The sequence below is a fragment of the Terriglobia bacterium genome, from assembly GCA_020072815.1.
Classification (GTDB): domain Bacteria; phylum Acidobacteriota; class Terriglobia; order Terriglobales; family Acidobacteriaceae; genus Angelobacter.
The window spans coordinates 135,157-155,776 of the sequence record JAIQGE010000001.1 but is presented as its reverse complement, the minus strand read 5'-3'; the positions used below and the strand labels follow the sequence as shown (position 1 = coordinate 155,776).

Sequence of the window (20,620 nt, the reverse complement as noted above, 5' to 3'; positions counted from 1 at the left end):
TCTCCTCGCCTAGTGGGAAAAGCGGAAGATTCCGTTTTCCAAGATCGGCCTGCCGGAAGCTGCATCAACGGCAGGCGCAAACGCGACATGCCGGGAGCAGTCCCATAAAAAATGCAGGCAACGCATGCAAACAGCTCAAGTTTGATTAGAGGAATCAGACCGGCCGAGCAAACTGCTCTGCTGCTAGGAGAGCGCAGGGGGGAGGACGCCGGTTCAAATTCGAGGAGGAGAGTCCAGGTGATTGCGCGAGGCAGCCGGCATCGAGCACCGGTTCTCTTCGCGTGCCTCTCTGCGGTGGAGGTACGCTCAGCCACGTCGAGATCAGCGGTTTGGCAAGATGCGTTGACGCTACCCATTTCTTGGAAGCATTGGATTCCGCCAGATCGGGGTTGCAACTGAGATCGTCACTGATGGAGATCACCGGGAACAGCAACGCCAGGATGCAGGCCAGAGCGATGGCGCTGGTGATGCGGCGATGTTCGGTGGCGAACGACGGCGCCCGCGCGCCGTAAAGAAACAGCAGCGCCGCGGCCAGCGCCAGCCAGGCGAGATTGAACAAAAGTTCCACGGCGGCTTAACAGGCGGCAAAGGATATACGATCCTGGGTCGTAATTACAGTTTTTTCTGGTTTGAGGTCCGGGACCCCGATATTGCCCGTGGCCAGAGCACCCTCTAACCACAAGGGCCACGAAGGCCGCACAGAGTGTGCCGCCGGGAAGGCACGTTGCTATTTCAATTCGCTCCAGTCGGACAGGAGAAAAGTATAGTCCGTAACAACTCCCTGGCCACGAATGGTTTTTCCAACCAGTTTTTCCAGCTCAGGGTCCTGAAAGGGGTTACCACCCAGCCGGCGGAGGACATAACGGCCTTTTTCGCTAATTAAAAAAATAGCGTTGTGCTCGCTCTTGGAGCCCGTGGCAAAGGGCCCTTTTACGACTTGTCCTGAAATTTCTTCCATGCCGCCATCTAATCCCTGGCGAAGCCAAATGCTGATCGTCCCAGCTTTTCCGTCAAGTTAACGGCTCGCAATTTTCCTCACGGACACGACTTGCCCGTCCACTTCTTTCCCAATCAAACCGACGATTCTAACCACGGGCGCGGAGGACGCGCGATCTTTCTTTCCAGTATCGCCGAAGATCACATGGAAGCGGGTAGGAGCAATCAACTTTGCCCCTAGAGTCTTAGGCATGGTCTTCATCGAGCCGGCTGGGTGTCTGATATCAAAAGACAAGGTCTTCGTGGGCTTGATGCCCAACTCACCGGCTTTCTTTAGGAGGGCTGCCTGAACAGACCTGGTGGCTTTGCGCGCCGTAAAATATGCCTGGGCTTCGGTGTTGGCCAAGTTGAGTCCTATCCGGAACAAGAGTCTTCTACGGTCTGATCGCTCAGCGCGCTCCCCGGCGAAAGCAACCATGGACTTTGCCGACTTGGGTTTAGCTATGCTCAAAGACGGCGACGGCATTTTTATTGGGGTAATTGACGGATCGCCGTAGAGATTAAACTGGCTCAAAGTTTTTATGTCTGAGGGATCTGGCGGGGAGGCTGTCTGTACGAACTTCTGCCGTGCCTCCAAAGCGGCCCTGCCCAGAGAGGCCCCGCCAAGCACGCTTAGGATGAAGTACTGGCAAATGAGGTCCGCCTGCGCGTTGGAATCCTCTGGTCCGTAAGCAATCGTCGTGCTGGCAAAGAACCCGTATGCCTTGTTGGCCAGGTATGTGTTAAGGATGCCTTGTTGACCCTTCAGCAGTGATGGATCGTACAGTTGCCCGCCGTAGCAGCATTCAGCGGCTGCCACGGTGCCGTCGGCCACCTTACCGTTGACGTAAGCAGCGTCGAGCGCGACCGGGTAGACTTCCTTGCCACTTGCCGGCTGGCCATAAAACTGTGACGAAGTGTCTGCACCATGACAGTTGATAAAGTGGGCCATCCTGCGGAGTGACGCAGCCGGCCATTTCTTGTTGCCCGGCGGGATGGTCTTCAGGTCCGTGGCTGTGCCAAAAATATTTCCCAGGCTAAGGGCGGTTGACTTCTTCCAGATTTGAGCGGAAATTCCGAAATAACGATCGTAGCCCGTTGGCCCTTGGGTCTTGTACGACGCCGCGGTTTGCAGCAATCCGACGAGGTAAGCCGGGTCAGCGCCGCCTGTCAAATCCGGTAAGCGTCCAACCACGCGCGTTGGCCCCAAGAAATCCTGTGGCTTTTGGCTATAAGGGGCTTCACAGGCATAAGGCAGGTCGCCAAACGCAATTTTGTCGGGGTCACCACTGGGCGAGGGGTCGTAGACGGGGTTCTTCAGGTCCTGATGAGGAATCACGTCTACTGAGCCAAGGATAAGCAGGTAGTCAGGCGCGAGAGCTTTGTAGATGCCGTCAACGGCGACTTTGTTTTGCTTGGGGTCCGCGGCCTTGACGACGGCAGTTGCCGCAAGCTTTTTCATGGCCGCAGCATCGTCCACGGCGATCAAGCAACTGGTCAATCCACGCTGCTTATCGGCAGCGATCAGCGCATCTACCGACTTGTTGATTTTGCTTGCACCAGCGTCGCCGTACTTGGCTTTCAACGCCGTCAGGTCGGTGAGGATGACTTTGTCTATTGCAGAGGGCATCTTTCGCCTCCTCTAGCCGCGCAAACATTATTCCACAAGTCTAGATCCGCGCGGGCGAAAAGAAAGCTTGGCAAGCCGCAAATGACAGGCAAGAGCAAATCATATGCACTCGCCCCGCAATCAGTCCCCCCTTCGTCACACCTTTCCGTGACCGCCGTCACCGCCGTAACCCCAAACGAGTCACTAAGTTTAAGATTCGCAGGCAAATTTGCCTGCGCTCCATAAGCTCTTTTTGGGCCCGGAAGGCCAAGGGCTTGGCTGGCCGGATTCCTCAAGATTTCTTCCAACAAAGTTGCTTGACGGGCTGGCAGAAGAGGTATAGTGTTTTGGTCCGGTTAGCAGACCACTTGGGATCAGATGCCAAATTGGGCAAACCGGGCGGGGAGTGCTGGCGACGATGAAAGCAGAGTTTGCGGCCATCCGTAAGCACAAGGTCCATGAGCAAGTCGCCCATCAGATTGAGCGGCTGATCCTGGAGAAGATGCGCCCCGGCGACAAGCTTCCCTCGGAACGCGAGTTGACCGAGATGCTGGGCGTGAGCCGCAGCTCCATCCGCGACGGCCTGCGGCGGCTGGAACTGGTGGGCATGGTGGAGCCCCGGCAAGGCGCGGGGACGGTGGTGCGGGAGGTTTCGCCAGACGTGCTGGTAAGCCCGCTCTCCAGCGTGATCGCCAACCGCAAGCAGTTGGTGGCTGAGTTGCTGGATTTTCGCAAGATGCTGGAGCCGCCGCTGGCAGCGCGCGCTGCCCGGCATGCATCGCAGAAAGAGATCGCCGGGATGGAAGACATCCTGCGCCGCCATCGCGAGAAAGTCCGCACCGGCGGGCTGGCGGTGGAAGAGGACACGGAGTTTCATTACGCCATTGCTACCGCATCCCGCAATAGCGTGGTTTTGAAGGTGCTGGACGTAGTGATGGACATGCTGCGCGAGACGCGCGCACGATCTTTGCAAACCGAAGGACGGCCGCAGAAATCCTTCGCCGGACACCAGCGGATGCTGGCGGCGATCAAGCGGCACGATGCCAAAGCGGCCGAAGCGGCCATGCGGCATCATCTAAGAGACGTAGAGGGAATGGTATTGAAGAAGTTCTAAAAGATATGGAGGCAGCACATGGGTCGGTTATTCGCCATTGAGATTATCTATCGCGGCATTTTCCAGAAAACCCTGGCCAGGAACATCAGCCGTGCAATTGTGCTGGCGGCCCACAAAGAAGGCAAGCCCGGCATCTCATTCGGCCGTTACGGTGACAGCCCGGAACGCAACGGCATTCCCGCAAAAAGTTTCGCCATCGTCGCCACCGACGACGTCACGCTGGAAGAAGGCATGGCGAAATATGAACCCAAGGACGTGGACGTCACCATTGTGGTGGACGACACTCTGTGCAAAGGGGTTGAGTCCTGGGCGTGGTATGGACTGCAGCCGGTCAACAAGCTGCTCAAGCCCGGCGGCACGCTGATTGTGACCTCGCGCGAGCAACCGGACGCCATCATCCCCATGTGCCACCGCAAAGAGACCCCGTACCAAATGGCGATCATCAAGGGCACCGTCAGCTTCTCCGGCCTGTGGGTCTACAAGGATGACCACACGGACGTACGCATCCTGGGCGCCATCGCCAAAATCCTTCCCGACCTGTTCAGCCTGAAGTCAGTCCAAAGCGCCATCACGGACGAGTGGCATGATCCGGTGAAGGTCACATCCGCGGCGCGGGCCTTTGAGCGCGTCACGTCGGTCACCGTGAACCCCAACCAGGGCAACCCGGAAGTGCCATTCAAGTTTGATCTGCCCAGCTGGCACCAGATGGGCGAAGGCATCGCCATCCCCAGCATTCCTCAAGGCCATGCTATGAGTGATCCGGCCACCAAGGCCACAGGCGGCTACAAGCCGGACCGCAATCCCACGTTCAAGAAATTCAGCACGCGGACCATGCGTCCGGTGGTGGATTTTGATACCTGCATCAAGTGCACGCTGTGCTGGCTGCAGTGCCCGGATTCCTGCTTCGATGTGACGCCGGAAGGTCTGTATGACGCCAACATGGAAGCCTGCTGCGGTTGCGGAGTTTGCGAAGCGGTATGCCCCGTACCCAACTGCGTGACCATGGTGAATGAGACCGCTTTCCACGACAACTCCAGCCAATGGGTGGCGTGGCGCAAAGACAAGGCCGCCTACAAAGGCTGGGTACAGCAGAAGATCAAAGGGCATGGCGACAGATCGCACGGTTTCCGCTACCTGGGACAATATGAAGAGCAGATCCCGGAAATGCTGGACATCGCGAGCAAAGGATAATCAACATCAGGAAGGGAGTTTGTCATGGCGATAGCTACAGTCGTTGAAGAACAGAAAAAGACTGACGATACAGCGTTAATAACCGGCAGCGAAGCCATCGCGGTCGCCTGCAAGCTGGCCGATGTGGACGTGATCACGGCCTATCCAATCCGGCCGTATGACACAGTGATGCAGTACATTTGCAAACTGGTGGCCAACGGCGAAATGGATTGCGAATACATTGTGGCCGAAGGCGAGCACTCCCAGTTTGAGATCGTGAAACACGCTTCCGCTGCAGGCGCGCGTGTGTTTTGCGGCTCAAGCGGCGTGGGCTGGATGTACGCCATGGAAGCGCTCACGGTTACTCCGGCGTTGCGCATTCCCATGATTGCCATGGTCGGCAACCGCGCGCTGGATGATCCCGGCGCGTTCGGGGTGGAACACAATGACGCGCTCGCCGTCCGCGACCTGGGCTGGCAACTGGTCTGGGTGGACAACGCCCAGGAAGCCCTGGACACCGCGCTGATCGCGTACCGCGTTTCTGAAGACCGCCGGGTGTTCCTGCCCTGCGCCATCAGTTGCGACGGCGCGTTCCTCACGCATTCCCAGGCGCTGGTGCACATCCCTACACAGGAACAGGTCAACAAGTTCCTGCCGCGCTATGACCGCGGCGACCTGCTGCTGCATCCGGACAATCCCATCACCGTGGCCCCGCAGGGCAACGAAGACTGGGTCATGGAGATCCGCCGCCAGAACTATGCCGCCATTGAGAAGAGTTACGGCGTGCTGAAAGAAGCGTATGCGGAATTTGAAAAGATTTTCGGACGCTCTTACGGCAACCCGTTCTTTGAGGAATACATGACCAGTGACGCCGACGTGGTGTTGATGGGCATGGGTACGCTCTCCACGCCGGTGAAAGTGGCCATCCGCAAGATGCGCGATGAAGGCAAGAAAGTTGGGTTCGTCCGCATGCGCTGGTTCCGTCCATTTGCCGCTGAAGAGTTGGCCAAGTGCCTGAGCCGTTTCAAGGCCGTGGGCGTGATTGATCGCGACTATTCCATGGGATCGCCCTACAACAGCGGCGTGTTGGCCACTGAGGTCCGCACCGCTCTTTACTGCTCCGCGGGCAACAAGCCGCCAGTGCTGGGCTTTATCGCCGGTCTCGGCGGCCGCGAAGTCACTATTCCGGATGTGGAGAAGATCACCGCGTCCGTGCTCCAGGCCGCCAGTGGCAAGGCGCAGCCGCTTACGCAGTGGATTGGACTGCGCGAATAAACCTTTTTTCGCTGATGTGAGTTCTCACCATCAGAAAGGAATGTGAAGCAATGGCTACTATCGTAAAACACGATCCCACACAGGCGCTGGACCCGTTTAAATCAGTCAAGAAGCTGCCCCTGGAGGAATTCTTTACCTCCGGCCACCGGACATGCCAGGGGTGCGAATCGGCGCTGCTGATGAAGCTGATGGCCAAGGCCGCAGGGCCGCGGACCATCGTGCTGGGCAGCACAGGATGCATGTACGTGGCCAACACCACGTATTACAGCACCAGTTGGGTGGTGCCGTGGATGCATACGCAACTGGGCAGCAGCGGTTCCGCCGCGCTGGGCACAGCCGCCGCGCTGAAAGTCCTGATGCGCAAAGGCAAGATGAAGAACGAGCCCATCAACGTGATCGCCTTCTGCGGCGATGGCGGCGGGGCGGACATGGGCATCAGCGGCATCTCGGCCACACTGACCCATCCTGATTACAACTGCCTGATCCTGATGTATGACAACGAGTCATACGCCAACACTGACATTCAGCTCTCCGGCAGCACGCCTTGGGGCGCCAACACCACCTTCAGCACCCCCGGCAAAGTAAAGCGGATCATGCATCATCGCTGGAAGAAAAACATGGCCGGCATGATGGCCGCGGGACACCCGGAATGCAAGTACGTCGCAACCATCAGCATGTCCTATGGCCTGCACGCCATGAACTCCATGCGCAAGGCCCTGGCCATCGGCGGGCCCACGTTCATCCACTCGCTTGACCCGTGCCCCAAGGGCTGGGACTACGATCCGTACCTGTCTCACGAAATCGGCGAACTCGCCGTGAATACCGGCGTATGGCCGTTGTATGAAATAGAAAACGGCGTACTGCGCCTGACCGGCAGGACCCAACAGATTGCCGCGGGCAAGATTCGCCGCCAGCCGGTAAGAGACTACTTGACCAAACAAGGACGCTTCGCCCACTTCACCAAGGACGATACCGACTACTTCCAGAGCAAGATTGACGAAATGTGGACCAAATGGCTGTATCCCGGCGTGATTCCCTTCAGAAAAGAAATTGAGGCAGATCAGGCCCCGGCGGAGTAATATACCGGGCAATTAAAACAGCACAACGGCAGCTCGAAGGAGTTGCCGTTGTTGCGCCATCTGCCCGATGGGCGTCAAGGGAAAGAGGGAAGGGTAAAAAAGGGTAAGGCAAAGTAGCGATGTAACTTGGCCCGCGAGGTTTCTTACAAGTGAGGCAAGTCAGGAGGCATTTCTATGTCTGCATCATCGGCTGCAACACCGGCCCCAGAAACTGAATCTCTCTTCTCCAACCGCTGGCTGATTCTGACCGCAAGCGTAGTGAGCATGATTGCGGTTGCCAACTTCCAGTACGGCTGGACGCTCTTTGTATCGCCGCTGCAAAAACAACTCAAAGTAGAACAAGCGCTCATCCAGGTGACGTTCACCGTGTTTGTGCTGCTGGAAACCTGGCTGGTGCCTTTTGAAGGCTGGCTGGTGGACAAGTTCGGCCCGCGCTTGCTAGTCATGCTGGGCGGAGTTCTCGCCGGACTGGGCTGGGTCATGAGCGGGAAAGCTGAAACCATCACAGCTCTGTATCTGGCCTACGCAATCGCCGGCATCGGAGCGGGAATTGTCTACGGGACAGCGGTTGGCAGCGCGTTGAAATGGTTCCCCGACCACCGTGGCCTGGCGGCAGGATTGACGGCAGCCGGCTTCGGCGCGGGATCAGCCTTCACGGTGGCGCCCATCGCCAAATTGATTGCCTCGGCCGGATACCAAACGGCATTCATTCGCTGGGGCATCATTCAGGGCGCGGTGGTGGTGATTGCGGCGTTGTTCCTGAAATCGCCGCCGGCGGGATGGTTGCCTAAGACCTGGAGGTCCAAAGGCAGCGAAGAAGTAAGAACGCGCCAAGCGCCGGTTTCCTTCACATCCGGGGAAATGGCGGCGACGCCGCACTTCTGGCTCATGTATGTAATGATGACCATGGTCGCCACCGGAGGCTTGATGGCAGTGGCCCAGCTGGCTCCCATGGCGATTGACTTCAAGGTGGACAAAATCAACGTGAGCCTGCTATGGCTCACCATGCCGGCGCTCACCTTCGCGCTTTCCGCCGACCGTCTGGTGAACGGCCTCTGCCGCCCCTTGTGGGGATTTGTTTCCGACCATATTGGCCGTGAGAAGACCATGGCCCTGGCTTTTGGTTTGGAAGCGGTGGCCATCTTCACCCTGATCAAGACGGCCAGCAACCCGCTGATGTTTGTGGTCTTCAGCGCATTCACCTTTTTCGGGTGGGGCGAGATCTTCTCGCTGTTCCCGGCGCTCTGTGGCGACTTCTTCGGCCGCAAGCATGCCACGGCGAATTACGGCTTCCTCTACACGGCCAAGGGGACAGCTTCAGTGTTTATTCCCATCGGTTCAGCATTGGCGGCGGGCAAGGCCTTTGATTTTCGCGCCGACATCCTGCTCTTGATCGGTGGAGTCATGGTGCTCTTCGCCGTGTTCCTTGCCCCGACGGTGTGGAACATCAACCTGAGTAAGGCCACCAAAGGGATTCTGCTCACCGTGGCAGGACTGGTGATCGCCTACGGCCTCACGCTAACCGTGCTGCCTAAGACATGGACGCCTTTCGCGGCCAAATGGACGCTGCCCAAGACGGGCTGGATCGGAGTGTTCACGGTGGCTATCGCCTTCGACTTGATTGCGGCGACGCTCGCTTTCTTCGTCCTACGCAGGATGAAAGCGCCTCAACTAAAAGGTGATGGCGGCAGCACCACGATCGCGGCTGCCTAGTCGCTAGACCAAAACAAGAAAGTTTCAGGCTCCCTTCCCATCATCCGATGCGGAAGGGAGTTTTTTTGCAGCACCTTGCGCGCCAACAAAGACAGGTAGTGCGGCCGTGGACCGCCTGTAGTCGCCCTACAGAGCTTGAGTGAAGGAGCGACGCCATGGTTGAAATCCACCAACGATCTGGCTGAAAACCACCAAGAGGACGAACTGCGCAGCGTTTCTCCTCACCTAAGACATTGAAAATCAAGACGCAGCGTCCGTTAGGCGGATGGCTGGCAACGTGCCACATCAACCAGTCAAGAGAGATGAACGAAAATCCATTCCAAGGGGCGCGCCTTATGGAAAAGCAACATCCAACCGTCGTCTTGAAAGCTGTCTATGTATCGGCAGTTCTGCTGGGTTCAGTCATGTTCGGCTATGGACTGCAGAACCAGCCAGCAGATCAGAAAACGCCGGCGGCCGCCGAACAGCCGCAGCCTCCCGCTGACAGCCAAACGCAGGACGCTGCCAGACAAAGCGGCCAGACGCCAACTGCGCCGGCGTCGCAGGAGCAGCAGGCGCAGGCTGAGACCCGGCCTTCAAGCCAGCCGGCTTCCAATACAAAAGCAGACACCAAACCGGCCACCGCAAACAACTCGGCCAGAAGTTACAGCACCCGGCCGCACGTTACTGTGGCGGTAGGCGCGGGCTTTGCCCGCTTCCCGCGCAGGGCGTTTGTCCGTCCGTTCGTGGGGTTTGGGTTTTACCCGCGCGGGTACTACTGGCCTTACTACTATGGTCCTTATTACGGGCCTTACTATTCGCCCTACTATCCCGGATACGCTTACGGTTACGGCTATGGAGGGGGCGAAGTCAAATTGTCCGTGGAGCCTAAATTCGCGCGCGTTTACGTGGACGGAGCCTTCGCCGGCAACGCGGAGGACCTGAAACACCTGCGGTTGAAGCCAGGAACCTATGATCTTTCGATTTCGGCGCCGGGGCGCGCCAGCTATCGGGAGAGGATTTACGTGCTCAGCGGGAAGACGCTGAAGATCAGAGTCGCGCTGGAGGAGGCCCGCAAACCGTCTGCGCCAACGCACGCGGAAGAGGAACGATGAAGCTTCGCCAAAACAAGCACAGGCTAGTAGCAGCGTGAAGGAAGCTAGCTGGCGGTTTGCCGCGCAGAGGCAGAATCTCTTTGCAGGAAAGGTCCGACGCGAGGCCCGTATGGCGCCGAGCGGCGTGCTACAGGAGCAGAAGGCATTTTGCGGAAGCCAGAATCGCTGGCGGTTTGTCGCGAAGCGACATGAAATAAGGTTGGAACCCGGCGCAGCGTCTAGCTAATCACGCTGCGCCGGGTGAGGGAGTGCCCTGATGGTCTTGCTGTTATTCCTCCAGGGTTGAAAGATCGCCGACGTCGCGGCCTAGTTCCTGCGCCTTTAACAGGCGCCGTATGATCTTTCCACTCCGAGTCTTGGGCAGTTTGTCTGGAAACGCCACCGCCACCGGGACCGCAATCGAGCCCAGCGTGTGGCGCACGTGGTCTTTCAACTTGGCCTCCAGTTCGGGGGAAGCCGTGTGTCCCACGCGCAGGATGACAAAGGCCTTGATGTTTTCTCCTTTTATCTCATCCGGGATTCCGATGACCGCGGCTTCGGCGACGGCGGGATGGCTGACCAACGCGCCTTCCACGTCAGCGGTGCCAATGCGATGGCCGGCAACGTTGAGCACGTCATCGGCGCGGCCCACCACGGTGAAGTAGCCGTCGGCATCGCACACCGCGACATCGCCGGTGGCATAAGCATTGCCGAATTTGCTCCAATCCTGCGCATAGCGCTCCGCGTCGCCATAGACGGTGCGGAACATGTGGGGGAAAGGACGGCGCAGCACCAGCAGTCCGCCTTTGTTGGGCGGCATCTTCTCGCCTTGCTGGTTGACCACTTCCGCCACCACGCCGGGAAGCGCCTTGCCGGCTTTGGCCGGACGCTGGGGGAAGCAGCTGAGCGTGCCCAGGCACGGACCACCGGTTTCAGTTTGCCACCAGTTGTCGGCCACGAAGCCGGTCTTGCCGTTGCCGCAGATCACGCGATAGGCCCAGGTCAGAGCTTCCGGGTTCAGCGGCTCGCCCGCGCAGGTGAACAAGCGGATGCCGCGCAAGTCATACTTCTTGGGAAGTTCATCGCCATGGCGCATGAACATGCGGACGGCCGTGGGCGCTGTGAACACGACGGAGACGCGATACTTCTCGCAAACCTCCCAAGCCACGGCCGGATGCGGGAAATCAATGGCACCTTCGCGGAACACGGTGGTGGCGCCGGCGAGCAGCGGCGCATAGACGATATACGAATGGCCCACCACCCAGCCGATGTCGGAGGTGCAGAAGAAGACGTCGTCATCGCGGATGTCCCAGAAGCGGGTCATGTGGTAGTACGTGCCCACCATGTATCCGCCGTGCACGTGCACCACGCCTTTCGGCTTGCCGGTGGTGCCGCTGGTATAAAGGATGTAAAGCGGGTCTTCCGAATCCATGACCTCAGCTGGACACTCAGTGCTTTGGCTCTTGACCAGTTCGTAGAAGTCAACTTCGCGCGAATCCAGATCAAACGGCTCCCCACGGCGGTGGACCACCACTTTGTCAACGATTTCCAGACCGTCAATGGACTCTTGAACGATTGAGCGCAGCGGAACGCGCTTGCCGCGGCGGATGGTGAAATCCGCGGTGAGGACCACGCGGGCCTGGGCATCTTCAATCCGGCTGCGCAGCGCTTGCACGCTGAACCCGGCATAAACCACGGAGTGCACCGCGCCGATGCGCGCGCAAGCCAGCATGCTCACCACGCCTTCCAGCGCCAGCGGCATATAGATGATGACGCGGTCGCCCTTCTTCACCCCCAGCGACTTGAGGCCGTTGGCGGTGCGGGAGACAAAGTCCAGCAACTGGCCGTAGGTGATCTGGCGTTCGCTGCCGTCTTCAGTGGTCCAGATGTAAGCGACTTTGTTCTTGCGTCCGGACTTCACCTGGCGATCGAGCGCGTTGTAAGCGATGTTGCACTTGCCGCCCAGAAACCACTGGAACGTGGGATACGTGGATTGAAACACCTTGTTCCAGGGCTGGAACCATTCCAGTTCTTTGGCGACACCGTCCCAGAACGCGTCAGGGTCGTCCACCGAACGCTTGTACTCGGCGTCATAGTCTTTCAGCTTTGCTTGTTCTTTCAGAAATGCCGGCGCCTGAAGTTCGGTTTCCGATTGTAAGAGCTGCTCAATTCCGGATTCAGTGTGGGCGACAGTTGCCATAAACGCCTCCTGGCAGTCGGTGTGATTTGTCTGGTCTTTCGGTAACCGGGTTACATGTTCGCACCAGGATCTGCGTGCGAGAAGAAGCATTGCACCGGTAACCGCGGTCTCAGCCTATGAGCGGCGATGATACCACTTCTCTTGGGCAGGCAGGCTGTGATGGATGTCACAGGGGGAGGGAAACGGGCGTCGGACTGCCGACCAAAGTGTGATGATTACTAGGGCACACGTGCTCATGGAGGCTGGCCGCGTCGGGTAGACTCTTCCTGACATGCGCGTACTCATTGCCGGCGGTGGAACAGGCGGTCACGTGATTCCGGCGCTGGCTATTGCCCGGGAACTCAAAGCGCAATACGGCGCGGAGGTGTTGTTCGTCGGCACGGCGCGCGGCATTGAGAACCGGCTGGTGCCGGCGGCGGGCTTTGGGCTGATGCGGGTCAAGATCGGCGCGCTGAAGAACGTGAGTTGGCTCACACGGCTGCGGACCCTTATTGATCTGCCGCTGGCCATTATGCAAGCGCGCAAGATCATGGCGATTTTCAATCCTGATGTGGTGGTGGGCGTGGGCGGCTATGCTTCAGGTCCGGCCATGGCGGCGGCCCTCCTGGAGAAGATTCCCACCTTAGCGTTTGAGCCCAATTACGTGCCGGGATTCGCCAACAAGGTTGTGGGCAAGCGGGTGTCGGCTGCGGCCGTGCACTTTGAGCAGACCGCGAAATATTTCCGCAACCCGCAAGTGGTGGGCGTGCCGGTGCGGCAGGAGTTTTTTGCGATTCCTTCGTCGCCCGCGGCCGCCGGCGGTCCCGGTCCGCCAACATTGCTGATCTTTGGCGGAAGCCAAGGGGCCAGGGCCATCAACCAGGCCATGATCGGGGCCATCCCGGAAGTACAGCAGCGAATTCCCGGTTTACGGGTCATCCACCAGACGGGTGAGCGCGACTATAATGAGGTTGCGGCAGCGTACCAGCAAGCGGGCGTAGCCGCCGAAGTATCGGCTTTCATTGACAATATGCCGCAAGCGTTTGCCCAGGCCGACCTGCTGGTGTGCCGCTCAGGAGCAAGCACGGTGGCGGAAATTACAGCGGCCGGGAAGCCGGCCATTTTTGTTCCGTTCCCGCAGGCGGCCGACGATCACCAGCGACGCAATGCCGAAGCCATTGCCTCCGGAGGAGCCGCGGTCCTGATTGCTCAAGCGGAGTTGACGCCGCAACGATTGGCGGAGACGATTGTGGAGTTGTTGGGCGACCGGAAAAAGCTGGCGGAGATGTCGGCGCGGGCGCGTGCTTTGTCGCATCACGATGCGGCAGGACGGGTGGCGAGGATGGTGGCGGAGTTGGCGGGAAAAAAGCAATTAGCAATTAGCAAATAGCAATTAGCCAAACCAAAACCGCGAGCCCGACTGGCGTGGCGAGCCCGCCGCACCAAGCGCAGAAGAATCGAAAGCTGGAACTAGCTCTACGGCGGGTTGGAGCGAAGCGACAGGCATCACCGAGTGAAATGGCAGCCGCGAGGCCGACTGGCGCGCCGAGCGGCCTGCTTCAGGCGCAGAAGGATTCAAACAAGAAGAAAGCTCCTAAGCGGTTTGGAGCGAAGCGACACAAATAATGTTTGCCAAGATACAGCGGATTCATTTCGTAGGCATTGGCGGGATCGGCATGAGCGGCATTGCTGAAGTCCTGCTTACGCTCGGCTACAAGGTTTCCGGCTCAGACCTGAAGCATTCGGCCATCACCGAACGCCTGGCGGAACTGGGGGCAATCATTTTCATTGGTCACCAGGCGGAGAACATCACCGGCGCGGAGGTGGTGGTGACCAGTTCGGCTGTACGCGGGGACAACCTGGAAGTCGTCTCGGCGCACGCGCACCACATCGCGGTGATTCCGCGGGCGGAGATGCTGGCGGAATTGATGCGCCTGAAGTACGGCATCGCCATTGCCGGCATGCACGGCAAGACCACCACCACCAGCATGGTGGCCTCGGTGCTCGCGGCGGGCGGGCTGGACCCCACGGTGGTGGTGGGCGGACGCGTGGATGCCATGGGCTCCAACGCGCGCCTGGGCAAATCGCGCTACATGGTGGTGGAAGCCGACGAGAGCGACCGCTCCTTCCTCAAGCTTTCGCCGATCCTGGCGGTGGTCACCAACATTGACCGCGAGCACATGGACTGCTACCGCGACATGGCGGACGTGGAACAGGCCTTCATAGATTTTGTGGACCGTGTGCCGTTTTACGGGACGGTGCTGCTGTGCAATGACGATGACCGCCTGCGCAGCCTGCTGACGCGCCTGGCGCGCCGCGCCCTCACCTATGGGCAGCGTGAAGATTCTGACTTCCGCGTCCTGCGGACCAAGACCAAGTGCACCAGCCTGCGCCACAATTCGCACTTTTATGTGGAGTATCGCGGCAAGTCGCTGGGCGAATTTCATCTGCAAGTGCCGGGATACCACAACGTGCTCAACGCCACGGCGGCCATCGGCGTGGGCGTGGGACTGGATGTTGATCCGGAGCAGATCCGCGAGGGCCTGGAAAGCTTCCGCGGCGTGGACCGCCGCTTCCAGCTCAAAGGCCGCGCTGACGGCGTGAGCGTGATTGACGATTACGGCCACCACCCCACGGAGGTCCGCGCCACGCTGGCGGCCGCGCGACAGTGCGGCTTCAGCCGGGTCCACGTGGTCTTCCAGCCGCACCGCTACACCCGCACGCGGGACCTGCTGGACGAATTCGGCACGGCTTTTGCCGACGCTGACAGCGTTTTGCTGGTGGACATCTATCCAGCCAGCGAACCGCCTATCCCCGGCGTGACCTCTGAGCGCGTGGTGGCGGCGATCCAGAAGCTGGGCGGGAAAGAAGCGCGCCACATGACGTCATTTGCTGAAGCGGCGCGCGAGGCGGTTGCCGCGGCCGAGCCTGGCGACATGATCTTGACGCTGGGCGCGGGGAATATCTCTCAACTGGGCGCGCAGGTACTGGAGCTGCTGAAAGCCCGCGAAAAGCCAAAGAAAAGGGCCTAGGAAGATCGGGTGATCGGGTGATCGCGCGTGATCTGGTGATCGGAACAGCAGCAGAAGACAAATAGTTCAAGGCAAGTCCGCCGACTCCTGAGCTTTTAGCACTCTCCGCAGGCGCGAATCGCCAAGAAACTGCACGCCGCGCGTCGTTTGTTCGAACCTGGCGCTAGAAGACCCTGCGTTAGAAGATCCGGCAAGAGCCTCTACTTACTGGCGTCAATCACCCCAAACGAGTTGACGAATTTCTTGATGCTGGGTGGATCGGTAGGCGCGGTGGCGAACATCCCCAGCACGGCGTAAGCGTAGTGCTTTCCCCAGTAGAGATTGCCGACGAAGGTCAGCTTGGTATTGGAAATGTCGCAGTTCATCCGGTACCACCGGCCAATATAACCGGGGATGGCCGGCGCGGCCGGCTGCTCATCGAGCACGGTGCAGGTGGACAACTCCTTGAGCACGCCTTCCTTGTAAGTCTTGTAATTGGCTTCCGTGACCTCCTGTTCCTCGTCCAAGGTCACATACACGATGGTGTAGCTCACAGCTTCGGCGATGGCCTGGATGGTGTGCGACGTGGTGGCTGGAGTGTCGCCCGTGGTGGTCTCCTTGGGTTCCACGGGCAGAAGGACCGCAAAGTTGCCGGCAACGTTCCTGTACTTTTGCCACGGGGCGGTTTGCCCGGTAAGCGAAGCGGTAAGACAGATCAAAAGCGATAGACGAAGAAGATTGTGGCGCATCCGTTCCCCCATTGTGGACAACTGAGGCCGAATCTAGCAAAGGCGAGCCGGGGGAGGCAAGAAGAATCCGGCTGGACAACGACTAGGGTGATCGGGCGCGACGCACTGGGGCCCAAACCATGCTTCTGCGCAGCCGGGGGCGCCTCCACCCCGCCACGCGAAGCGTGCGCCCCATCCCAGCTTGCCAAACCCGGGCAAGCCGGGAGCCCTGGATTCCGGGAACCCCGGGCCTTTTGCCACATGGGTCCGGGCAGGGGGCCACAGCATCCGGCGCCGGGTCTAACCCATAAAAAAGTCGGCTTTTTCGTAAAAACTCCTAACAATATCGGGACGAAACAGGTATATTGAGGGTGGCGATCAACTCCGCTGGCCAACTTTATTAATGCCGCGCGAGATTATTGAAGTCAATCCTAAAGACGCCCCGCGCAGTTTGGCGGCGTCACCTGGCGATTCGCCGGGACGCATCGCTATCTCATCGAGAACAACTTCTGAACGCGCGTCTTCAGAACGCGGACGTGTGCGGCAGCGATACGCGCAAGATCCGTCCATGCATGCCGGAATTCCTGAACTGGAAGACGCTATTGATTTCGACGGCGATCTTGACGGCGGTCTGGATGGCGAAGACGGGCAATTCCTGCGCACATCGCGCCGCGTGCCGGTGCGCCGCACTACGCTCACGCGCAAAACGTTGAGCAAGCTCAAAGTGGTTGCAGTGCTGGGGATTGTTGCCGGCGCGTTCATCAGCATGGCCGTGGGCGCCTACCTCTACGGCATGAACTCCTGGCGGTTCCGTATAGACTCCACGGACAACGTGGCCATCAGCGGCGTGAACAACGCTTCGCGCACGCAGGTAATGGACGTAGCCGGAGCGGACATAGGCAAGAACATCTTTTACGTTCCGCTGGATGAACGCAAGCATCAGTTGGAACAGATTCCCTGGGTGGAGTCGGCGACGGTGATGCGCGTGCTGCCCAACCGCATTGCGGTCCATATCCGCGAGCGTGTGCCGGTGGCGTTTGCGCAGATCGGGTCGCGCATCAGCCTGATTGACGCGCACGGCGTGGTGATGGGCATGCCCGCGAACCGCCAGACGAAATATTCCTTCCCGGTGATCCACGGCATTGCGGACACCGAGCCGCTTTCGTCGCGAGCGGCGGCCATGAAGATCTACAACCGCATGGCGCAAGAGCTGGATTCCGGCGGGCCGGACGGCAAAGGCTACATGCAGCAGCTGAGTGAAGTGGACTTGTCCGATCCGGAAGACGTGAAAGTGACCACGGCTCCGCCAGCCGCAGCCAAAGCCGGCGACACGGGCGGCACGCTGCTGATCCATCTGGGGGCTTCAGACTTCCTGAGCCGCTACCAGCTCTACGTGGACCACGTTGCGGAATGGCGGAAGCAATTTCCCAATTTGCAGTCGGTGGACCTGCGTTATGAAGGCCAGATTGTGGTCAACCCAGATGCGGAACGTCGCGCGCAGTCGCCGGCGCCCAGGCTGATCGAAGGACCAGCTCCGGTGAAAGTAGCGGCGAAGGCGGCAGCGCCGTCACCATCGGTACAGAAAAAGCCTGCGCACCGCGGAAACGCGGAAGCGAAAAAGGGACCTACTCATCGCGCAGGCGCAGAGTCGCAAAAGCAACCTCTTCACCGCGGAGGCGTGGAGGCGCGGAAGAAAGCTAAGAAGAGATCGAAGAAATCGCCGGCATAGTGAGCAGTATGACAAACGAAATCAAGAACGAAATCAAAAGAGACGCGAGCAGCGACACGGTGACCGTGCTGGACATCGGCAGCGCGAAGACGGTGGCGCTGATCTGCCAGGCGGGAGACAGCGGGTTGCGCTATCGCGGACACGCAGTAGTGGAGAGCCGCGGTTCGCGCAAAGGCATCATCGTAGAACTCGATAAAGCGGTGCAGAGCATCCACAAGGCGGTGGAGGAAGCCGAAAAAGTCGCGGAATGCTCGGTGGGCAACGCGGTGGTGGCGGTAGGCGGCGCGCATATCAAAGGCGTCACCAGCCGCGGCGGAGTCGCACTGGGCCAGCACGCGCGCGAGGTCAACCGCGATGACATCCGCGAAGCCGTGGAAAAGGCGCGTTCCGTGAGCCTGCCGGCGGACCGCGAGATTCTGCACCTACTGCCGCAGGAATTCATTCTGGATGAGCAGACCGGCGTGCGCGATCCCGCGGGCATGATGGGCCGCCGGCTGGAAGTGAGCCTGCACATGGTCACGGCTTCCTCCAGCGCGGTGCAGAACGTGGTGACGGCGGCGAATCGCGCGGGCATACACGTGGACAACGTGGTGTACGAAGCGCTGATGTCCGCCGACTGCATCCTGCGCGCCGAAGAAAAAGAACTGGGCGTGTGCCTGGCGGACATTGGCGCCGGCTCGACGGAGCTGATTGTCTACTGTGACGGCATGGCGGCGCACACCGGCGTAGTCCCCGTGGGCGGCGACCACTTTACCAATGACGTGGCGGTAGGCCTGCGCACGCCGCTGGTCTCAGCGGAAAAGATCAAGAAGAAGTATGGCCACGCGTTGAGCGACCAGGTGCCGGCGGACGAGGAGATTGAAGTGCCTGCGGTGGGCGACAGGCCGCCGCGGCTAATGGCCCGCCGTTTCCTGGCGGAAATTCTGGAGCCGCGCGCAGCGGAGTTGTGCGAGCTGCTGCGCGACCACCTGCAGCAAGCCGGAGTGCTGGAGCTGTGCAATGCCGGCTTAGTCTTGACCGGTGGCGCGTCGCGGCTGGATGGCCTGCGCGAAGTTTGCGACAAGATCCTGGACCGACCGGTGCGGCTGGCGTCGCCCGTGCCCATTGCCAAGATGCCGGCATCGCTGGCGGAGCCGGAGTTTGCCACGCTGATCGGGCTGGCGATGTACGCGCATCGCACCACGGCGGCAAAAATGATCCAGCAACCAGGCTTGGGCACGCGCCTGCGGTCGTTTCTGGCGCGCTTGGGCGCGTAAGAACGGCGCGTGAAGAACATGCGCTTGAGCGGCGCTTAGCGGAAAGCTGTCGCGTGAAAGTACGGCGCGTGGAAGCGATGATCGCGGAAGAGATTGGGTCGGTGAAAGGTTGGATTGACGTAGCGCGGCTATGTCGGGGCGATGCGGACCATCGCCTGTGATGTCGGCGAATTCAAAAGTTCAGGAGTGTGATGGCATGATGGACGACAAGAAGAAAACGCAACAGCCGGAAAGCGACATTCGCATCCAGTTCAACGAAGATCCCCGCAACAACGCCAAGATCAAAGTGATCGGCGTGGGCGGCGGAGGCGGAAATGCGGTCAATCGCATGATCTGCGCCGGCGTGGAAGGCGTGGAGTTTGTGGTGGCCAACACCGACCTGCAGGCGTTGCAGATGTCGCGCGCGCCGGTCAAGATCCAACTGGGTACCAAGCTCACCACCGGGCTGGGCGCGGGCGCGAACCCGGAAATCGGGCGGCGCGGGGCGCTGGAAGATGCCGACAAAATTATTGAATCGCTGGAAGGCGCGGACATGGTGTTCGTCACCGCGGGCCTGGGCGGCGGCACGGGCACCGGAGCGGCGCCGATCATCGCTTCGTTGGCCAGCGAAATGGGCGCGCTGACGGTGGCGGTGGTCACCAAGCCGTTCGCGTTTGAAGGCAAGCGCCGCATGAACCAGGCGGAGCGCGGGCTGGCGGAGTTGGTGGACAGCGTGGACACCATGATCGTGATTCCCAACGAAAAGCTGCTGGCAGTGGCGCAGAACGCCGGGTTCTTCGAGTCGTTCCGTATCGCCGACGACATTTTGCGCCAGGCGGTGCAGGGGATCTCCGACATCATCACCATCCCCGGCATCATCAACCGCGACTTTGCCGACGTGAAGACCATCATGGCCGGCATGGGCTACGCGGTGATGGGAACGGCCGTGGCCCGCGGCGACCATCGCGCGGCGGAAGCTGCCCAGGCGGCAATTTCGTCGCCGTTGCTGGAAGCCGGGGCCATTGACGGCGCGCGCGGCATCCTGATCAACATCACAGGTTCCAGTTCGCTCAAGCTGGCGGAAGTGAATGAAGCATCCACCATCGTCCAGTCGGCCGCCGACGAGGACGCCAACATCATCTTCGGCGCAGTGCAGGACGAGAAGATGAAAGATGAAATCAAGATCACGGTGATCGCCACCGGGTTCAAACAGCAGCCGCAACGCAAGGACCGCGGCATCACTGCGGCGCAGCAGGCTATTTCGTCGGCGCGCACGGTTTCGGCCTACCAGACGCAGCCGGCTGCTCCCAGGGTAAATGGCGGCGCCAACGGCGGCGTCATGCACGGCAGCGCTATGCACAGCGGGGCCATGAACGGCGGGGCCATGAACGGCGGGGCAGTGCGCCTGGCCGCACCAGCGCGGGAGAACCCCAATCTGGCGGCGGTATCAGAGGCCATGACCGGCGGCGTGGAAGCCGACGACCTTGACGTGCCGGCCTTCATCCGCAAACGCGGCGAGGTGAATTAAGGCCGGATGTGATTAACAAGGTTAATCAAAACTTAAGGAAAATGCCGGGGGACGGAGTTTAGCGTAATTGCATTCGCCCCCTCTCTCCTGGGGCATCTCCTATTGGATATGGACATTCGCGGCTGCCGCGCAGCCAGCCGCGAATGGTTTCTCCTCCGGTGAGGTGAACCTCATCGGCCCCTGCGGCATTGCTAGGCGGCCC

The 20,620-nt window shown here is 59.9% G+C and carries 16 protein-coding genes; 11 read left to right on the top strand and 5 right to left on the bottom strand.

Annotated elements, in window-relative coordinates; translation table 11 throughout:
• Nucleotides 1-154 precede the first annotated feature (154 nt).
• The 3 genes from LAO20_00620 to LAO20_00610 all read right to left on the bottom strand — a co-directional run bounded on the left by LAO20_00620 (nucleotide 155) and on the right by LAO20_00610 (nucleotide 2,605).
• On the bottom strand, nucleotides 155-568 hold the full coding sequence (locus LAO20_00620; protein ID MBZ5529906.1) for a hypothetical protein: 414 nt from the start codon (nucleotides 566-568) through the stop codon (nucleotides 155-157).
• A gap of 159 nt (nucleotides 569-727) precedes the next feature.
• Nucleotides 728-958 (bottom strand): hypothetical protein, encoded by a 231-nt coding sequence (locus LAO20_00615; GenBank protein ID MBZ5529905.1) that lies wholly within the window; start codon nucleotides 956-958, stop codon nucleotides 728-730.
• Between the two features lie 57 nt (nucleotides 959-1,015).
• A complete protein-coding gene (locus tag LAO20_00610) occupies nucleotides 1,016-2,605 on the bottom strand; it encodes a hypothetical protein (protein ID MBZ5529904.1) in 1,590 nt (529 codons plus the stop codon).
• A 397-nt stretch (nucleotides 2,606-3,002) separates the two neighbouring features.
• Between LAO20_00610 and LAO20_00605 the strand changes: the two genes are divergently transcribed.
• From LAO20_00605 to LAO20_00580, 6 genes are all read left to right on the top strand, one after another.
• Nucleotides 3,003-3,698 carry a FadR family transcriptional regulator gene (locus LAO20_00605; GenBank protein MBZ5529903.1) on the top strand — a complete coding sequence of 232 codons (696 nt, stop codon included), beginning with the start codon at nucleotides 3,003-3,005 and terminating at the stop codon, nucleotides 3,696-3,698.
• Between the two features lie 18 nt (nucleotides 3,699-3,716).
• Nucleotides 3,717-4,889 (top strand): (4Fe-4S)-binding protein, encoded by a 1,173-nt coding sequence (locus LAO20_00600; protein MBZ5529902.1) that lies wholly within the window; start codon nucleotides 3,717-3,719, stop codon nucleotides 4,887-4,889.
• A 24-nt stretch (nucleotides 4,890-4,913) separates the two neighbouring features.
• A complete protein-coding gene (locus tag LAO20_00595) occupies nucleotides 4,914-6,143 on the top strand; it encodes a pyruvate ferredoxin oxidoreductase (GenBank protein ID MBZ5529901.1) in 1,230 nt (409 codons plus the stop codon).
• Between the two features lie 50 nt (nucleotides 6,144-6,193).
• On the top strand, nucleotides 6,194-7,222 hold the full coding sequence (locus LAO20_00590) for a pyruvate synthase (protein ID MBZ5529900.1): 1,029 nt from the start codon (nucleotides 6,194-6,196) through the stop codon (nucleotides 7,220-7,222).
• Between the two features lie 174 nt (nucleotides 7,223-7,396).
• Nucleotides 7,397-8,935, top strand: coding sequence for an oxalate/formate MFS antiporter (gene oxlT, locus LAO20_00585; protein MBZ5529899.1), 1,539 nt, complete (start codon nucleotides 7,397-7,399; stop codon nucleotides 8,933-8,935).
• A gap of 335 nt (nucleotides 8,936-9,270) precedes the next feature.
• Nucleotides 9,271-10,029, top strand: coding sequence for a PEGA domain-containing protein (locus LAO20_00580; protein ID MBZ5529898.1), 759 nt, complete (start codon nucleotides 9,271-9,273; stop codon nucleotides 10,027-10,029).
• Nucleotides 10,030-10,297: 268 nt separating this feature from the next.
• Here the strand turns inward: LAO20_00580 and acs are convergent, their stop codons facing one another.
• Nucleotides 10,298-12,208 carry an acetate--CoA ligase gene (acs, locus tag LAO20_00575; protein MBZ5529897.1) on the bottom strand — a complete coding sequence of 637 codons (1,911 nt, stop codon included), beginning with the start codon at nucleotides 12,206-12,208 and terminating at the stop codon, nucleotides 10,298-10,300.
• 271 nt (nucleotides 12,209-12,479) lie between these two features.
• Here acs and murG point away from each other — a divergent pair, with 271 nt between their 5' ends.
• Entirely contained in the window at nucleotides 12,480-13,577 is a 1,098-nt protein-coding gene (murG, locus tag LAO20_00570; GenBank protein ID MBZ5529896.1) for an undecaprenyldiphospho-muramoylpentapeptide beta-N-acetylglucosaminyltransferase, read from the top strand.
• 235 nt (nucleotides 13,578-13,812) lie between these two features.
• Nucleotides 13,813-15,219: a UDP-N-acetylmuramate--L-alanine ligase gene (gene murC / locus LAO20_00565; GenBank protein MBZ5529895.1), complete on the top strand. Its 1,407-nt coding sequence runs from the start codon at nucleotides 13,813-13,815 to the stop codon at nucleotides 15,217-15,219.
• A gap of 200 nt (nucleotides 15,220-15,419) precedes the next feature.
• Here murC and LAO20_00560 read toward each other — a convergent pair whose 3' ends face one another.
• Entirely contained in the window at nucleotides 15,420-15,947 is a 528-nt protein-coding gene (locus LAO20_00560) for a hypothetical protein (protein ID MBZ5529894.1), read from the bottom strand.
• A gap of 382 nt (nucleotides 15,948-16,329) precedes the next feature.
• Here LAO20_00560 and LAO20_00555 point away from each other — a divergent pair, with 382 nt between their 5' ends.
• The 3 genes from LAO20_00555 (at nucleotide 16,330) to ftsZ (ending at nucleotide 20,418) form a co-directional block, all read left to right on the top strand.
• The gene (locus tag LAO20_00555) at nucleotides 16,330-17,655 is read left to right on the top strand and encodes an FtsQ-type POTRA domain-containing protein (protein MBZ5529893.1); all 1,326 of its coding nucleotides are present in this window, start codon (nucleotides 16,330-16,332) and stop codon (nucleotides 17,653-17,655) included.
• Nucleotides 17,656-17,663: 8 nt separating this feature from the next.
• The gene (ftsA, locus tag LAO20_00550; protein ID MBZ5529892.1) at nucleotides 17,664-18,911 is read left to right on the top strand and encodes a cell division protein FtsA; all 1,248 of its coding nucleotides are present in this window, start codon (nucleotides 17,664-17,666) and stop codon (nucleotides 18,909-18,911) included.
• Nucleotides 18,912-19,110: 199 nt separating this feature from the next.
• Complete coding sequence (gene ftsZ / locus LAO20_00545; GenBank protein MBZ5529891.1) at nucleotides 19,111-20,418, top strand: cell division protein FtsZ; 1,308 nt, start codon at nucleotides 19,111-19,113, stop codon at nucleotides 20,416-20,418.
• Nucleotides 20,419-20,620 lie beyond the last annotated feature (202 nt).

Coding starts and splice junctions, on each gene's coding strand:
- LAO20_00615 (MBZ5529905.1), bottom strand. CDS start 958: ATGGAAGAAATTTCAGGACAAGTCGTAAAAGGGCCCTTTGCCACGGGC.
- LAO20_00610 (MBZ5529904.1), bottom strand. CDS start 2,605: ATGCCCTCTGCAATAGACAAAGTCATCCTCACCGACCTGACGGCGTTG.
- LAO20_00605 (MBZ5529903.1), top strand. CDS start 3,003: ATGAAAGCAGAGTTTGCGGCCATCCGTAAGCACAAGGTCCATGAGCAA.
- LAO20_00600 (MBZ5529902.1), top strand. CDS start 3,717: ATGGGTCGGTTATTCGCCATTGAGATTATCTATCGCGGCATTTTCCAG.
- LAO20_00595 (MBZ5529901.1), top strand. CDS start 4,914: ATGGCGATAGCTACAGTCGTTGAAGAACAGAAAAAGACTGACGATACA.
- LAO20_00590 (MBZ5529900.1), top strand. CDS start 6,194: ATGGCTACTATCGTAAAACACGATCCCACACAGGCGCTGGACCCGTTT.
- oxlT (MBZ5529899.1), top strand. CDS start 7,397: ATGTCTGCATCATCGGCTGCAACACCGGCCCCAGAAACTGAATCTCTC.
- LAO20_00580 (MBZ5529898.1), top strand. CDS start 9,271: ATGGAAAAGCAACATCCAACCGTCGTCTTGAAAGCTGTCTATGTATCG.
- acs (MBZ5529897.1), bottom strand. CDS start 12,208: ATGGCAACTGTCGCCCACACTGAATCCGGAATTGAGCAGCTCTTACAA.
- murG (MBZ5529896.1), top strand. CDS start 12,480: ATGCGCGTACTCATTGCCGGCGGTGGAACAGGCGGTCACGTGATTCCG.
- murC (MBZ5529895.1), top strand. CDS start 13,813: ATGTTTGCCAAGATACAGCGGATTCATTTCGTAGGCATTGGCGGGATC.
- LAO20_00560 (MBZ5529894.1), bottom strand. CDS start 15,947: ATGCGCCACAATCTTCTTCGTCTATCGCTTTTGATCTGTCTTACCGCT.
- LAO20_00555 (MBZ5529893.1), top strand. CDS start 16,330: ATGCCGCGCGAGATTATTGAAGTCAATCCTAAAGACGCCCCGCGCAGT.
- ftsA (MBZ5529892.1), top strand. CDS start 17,664: ATGACAAACGAAATCAAGAACGAAATCAAAAGAGACGCGAGCAGCGAC.
- ftsZ (MBZ5529891.1), top strand. CDS start 19,111: ATGGACGACAAGAAGAAAACGCAACAGCCGGAAAGCGACATTCGCATC.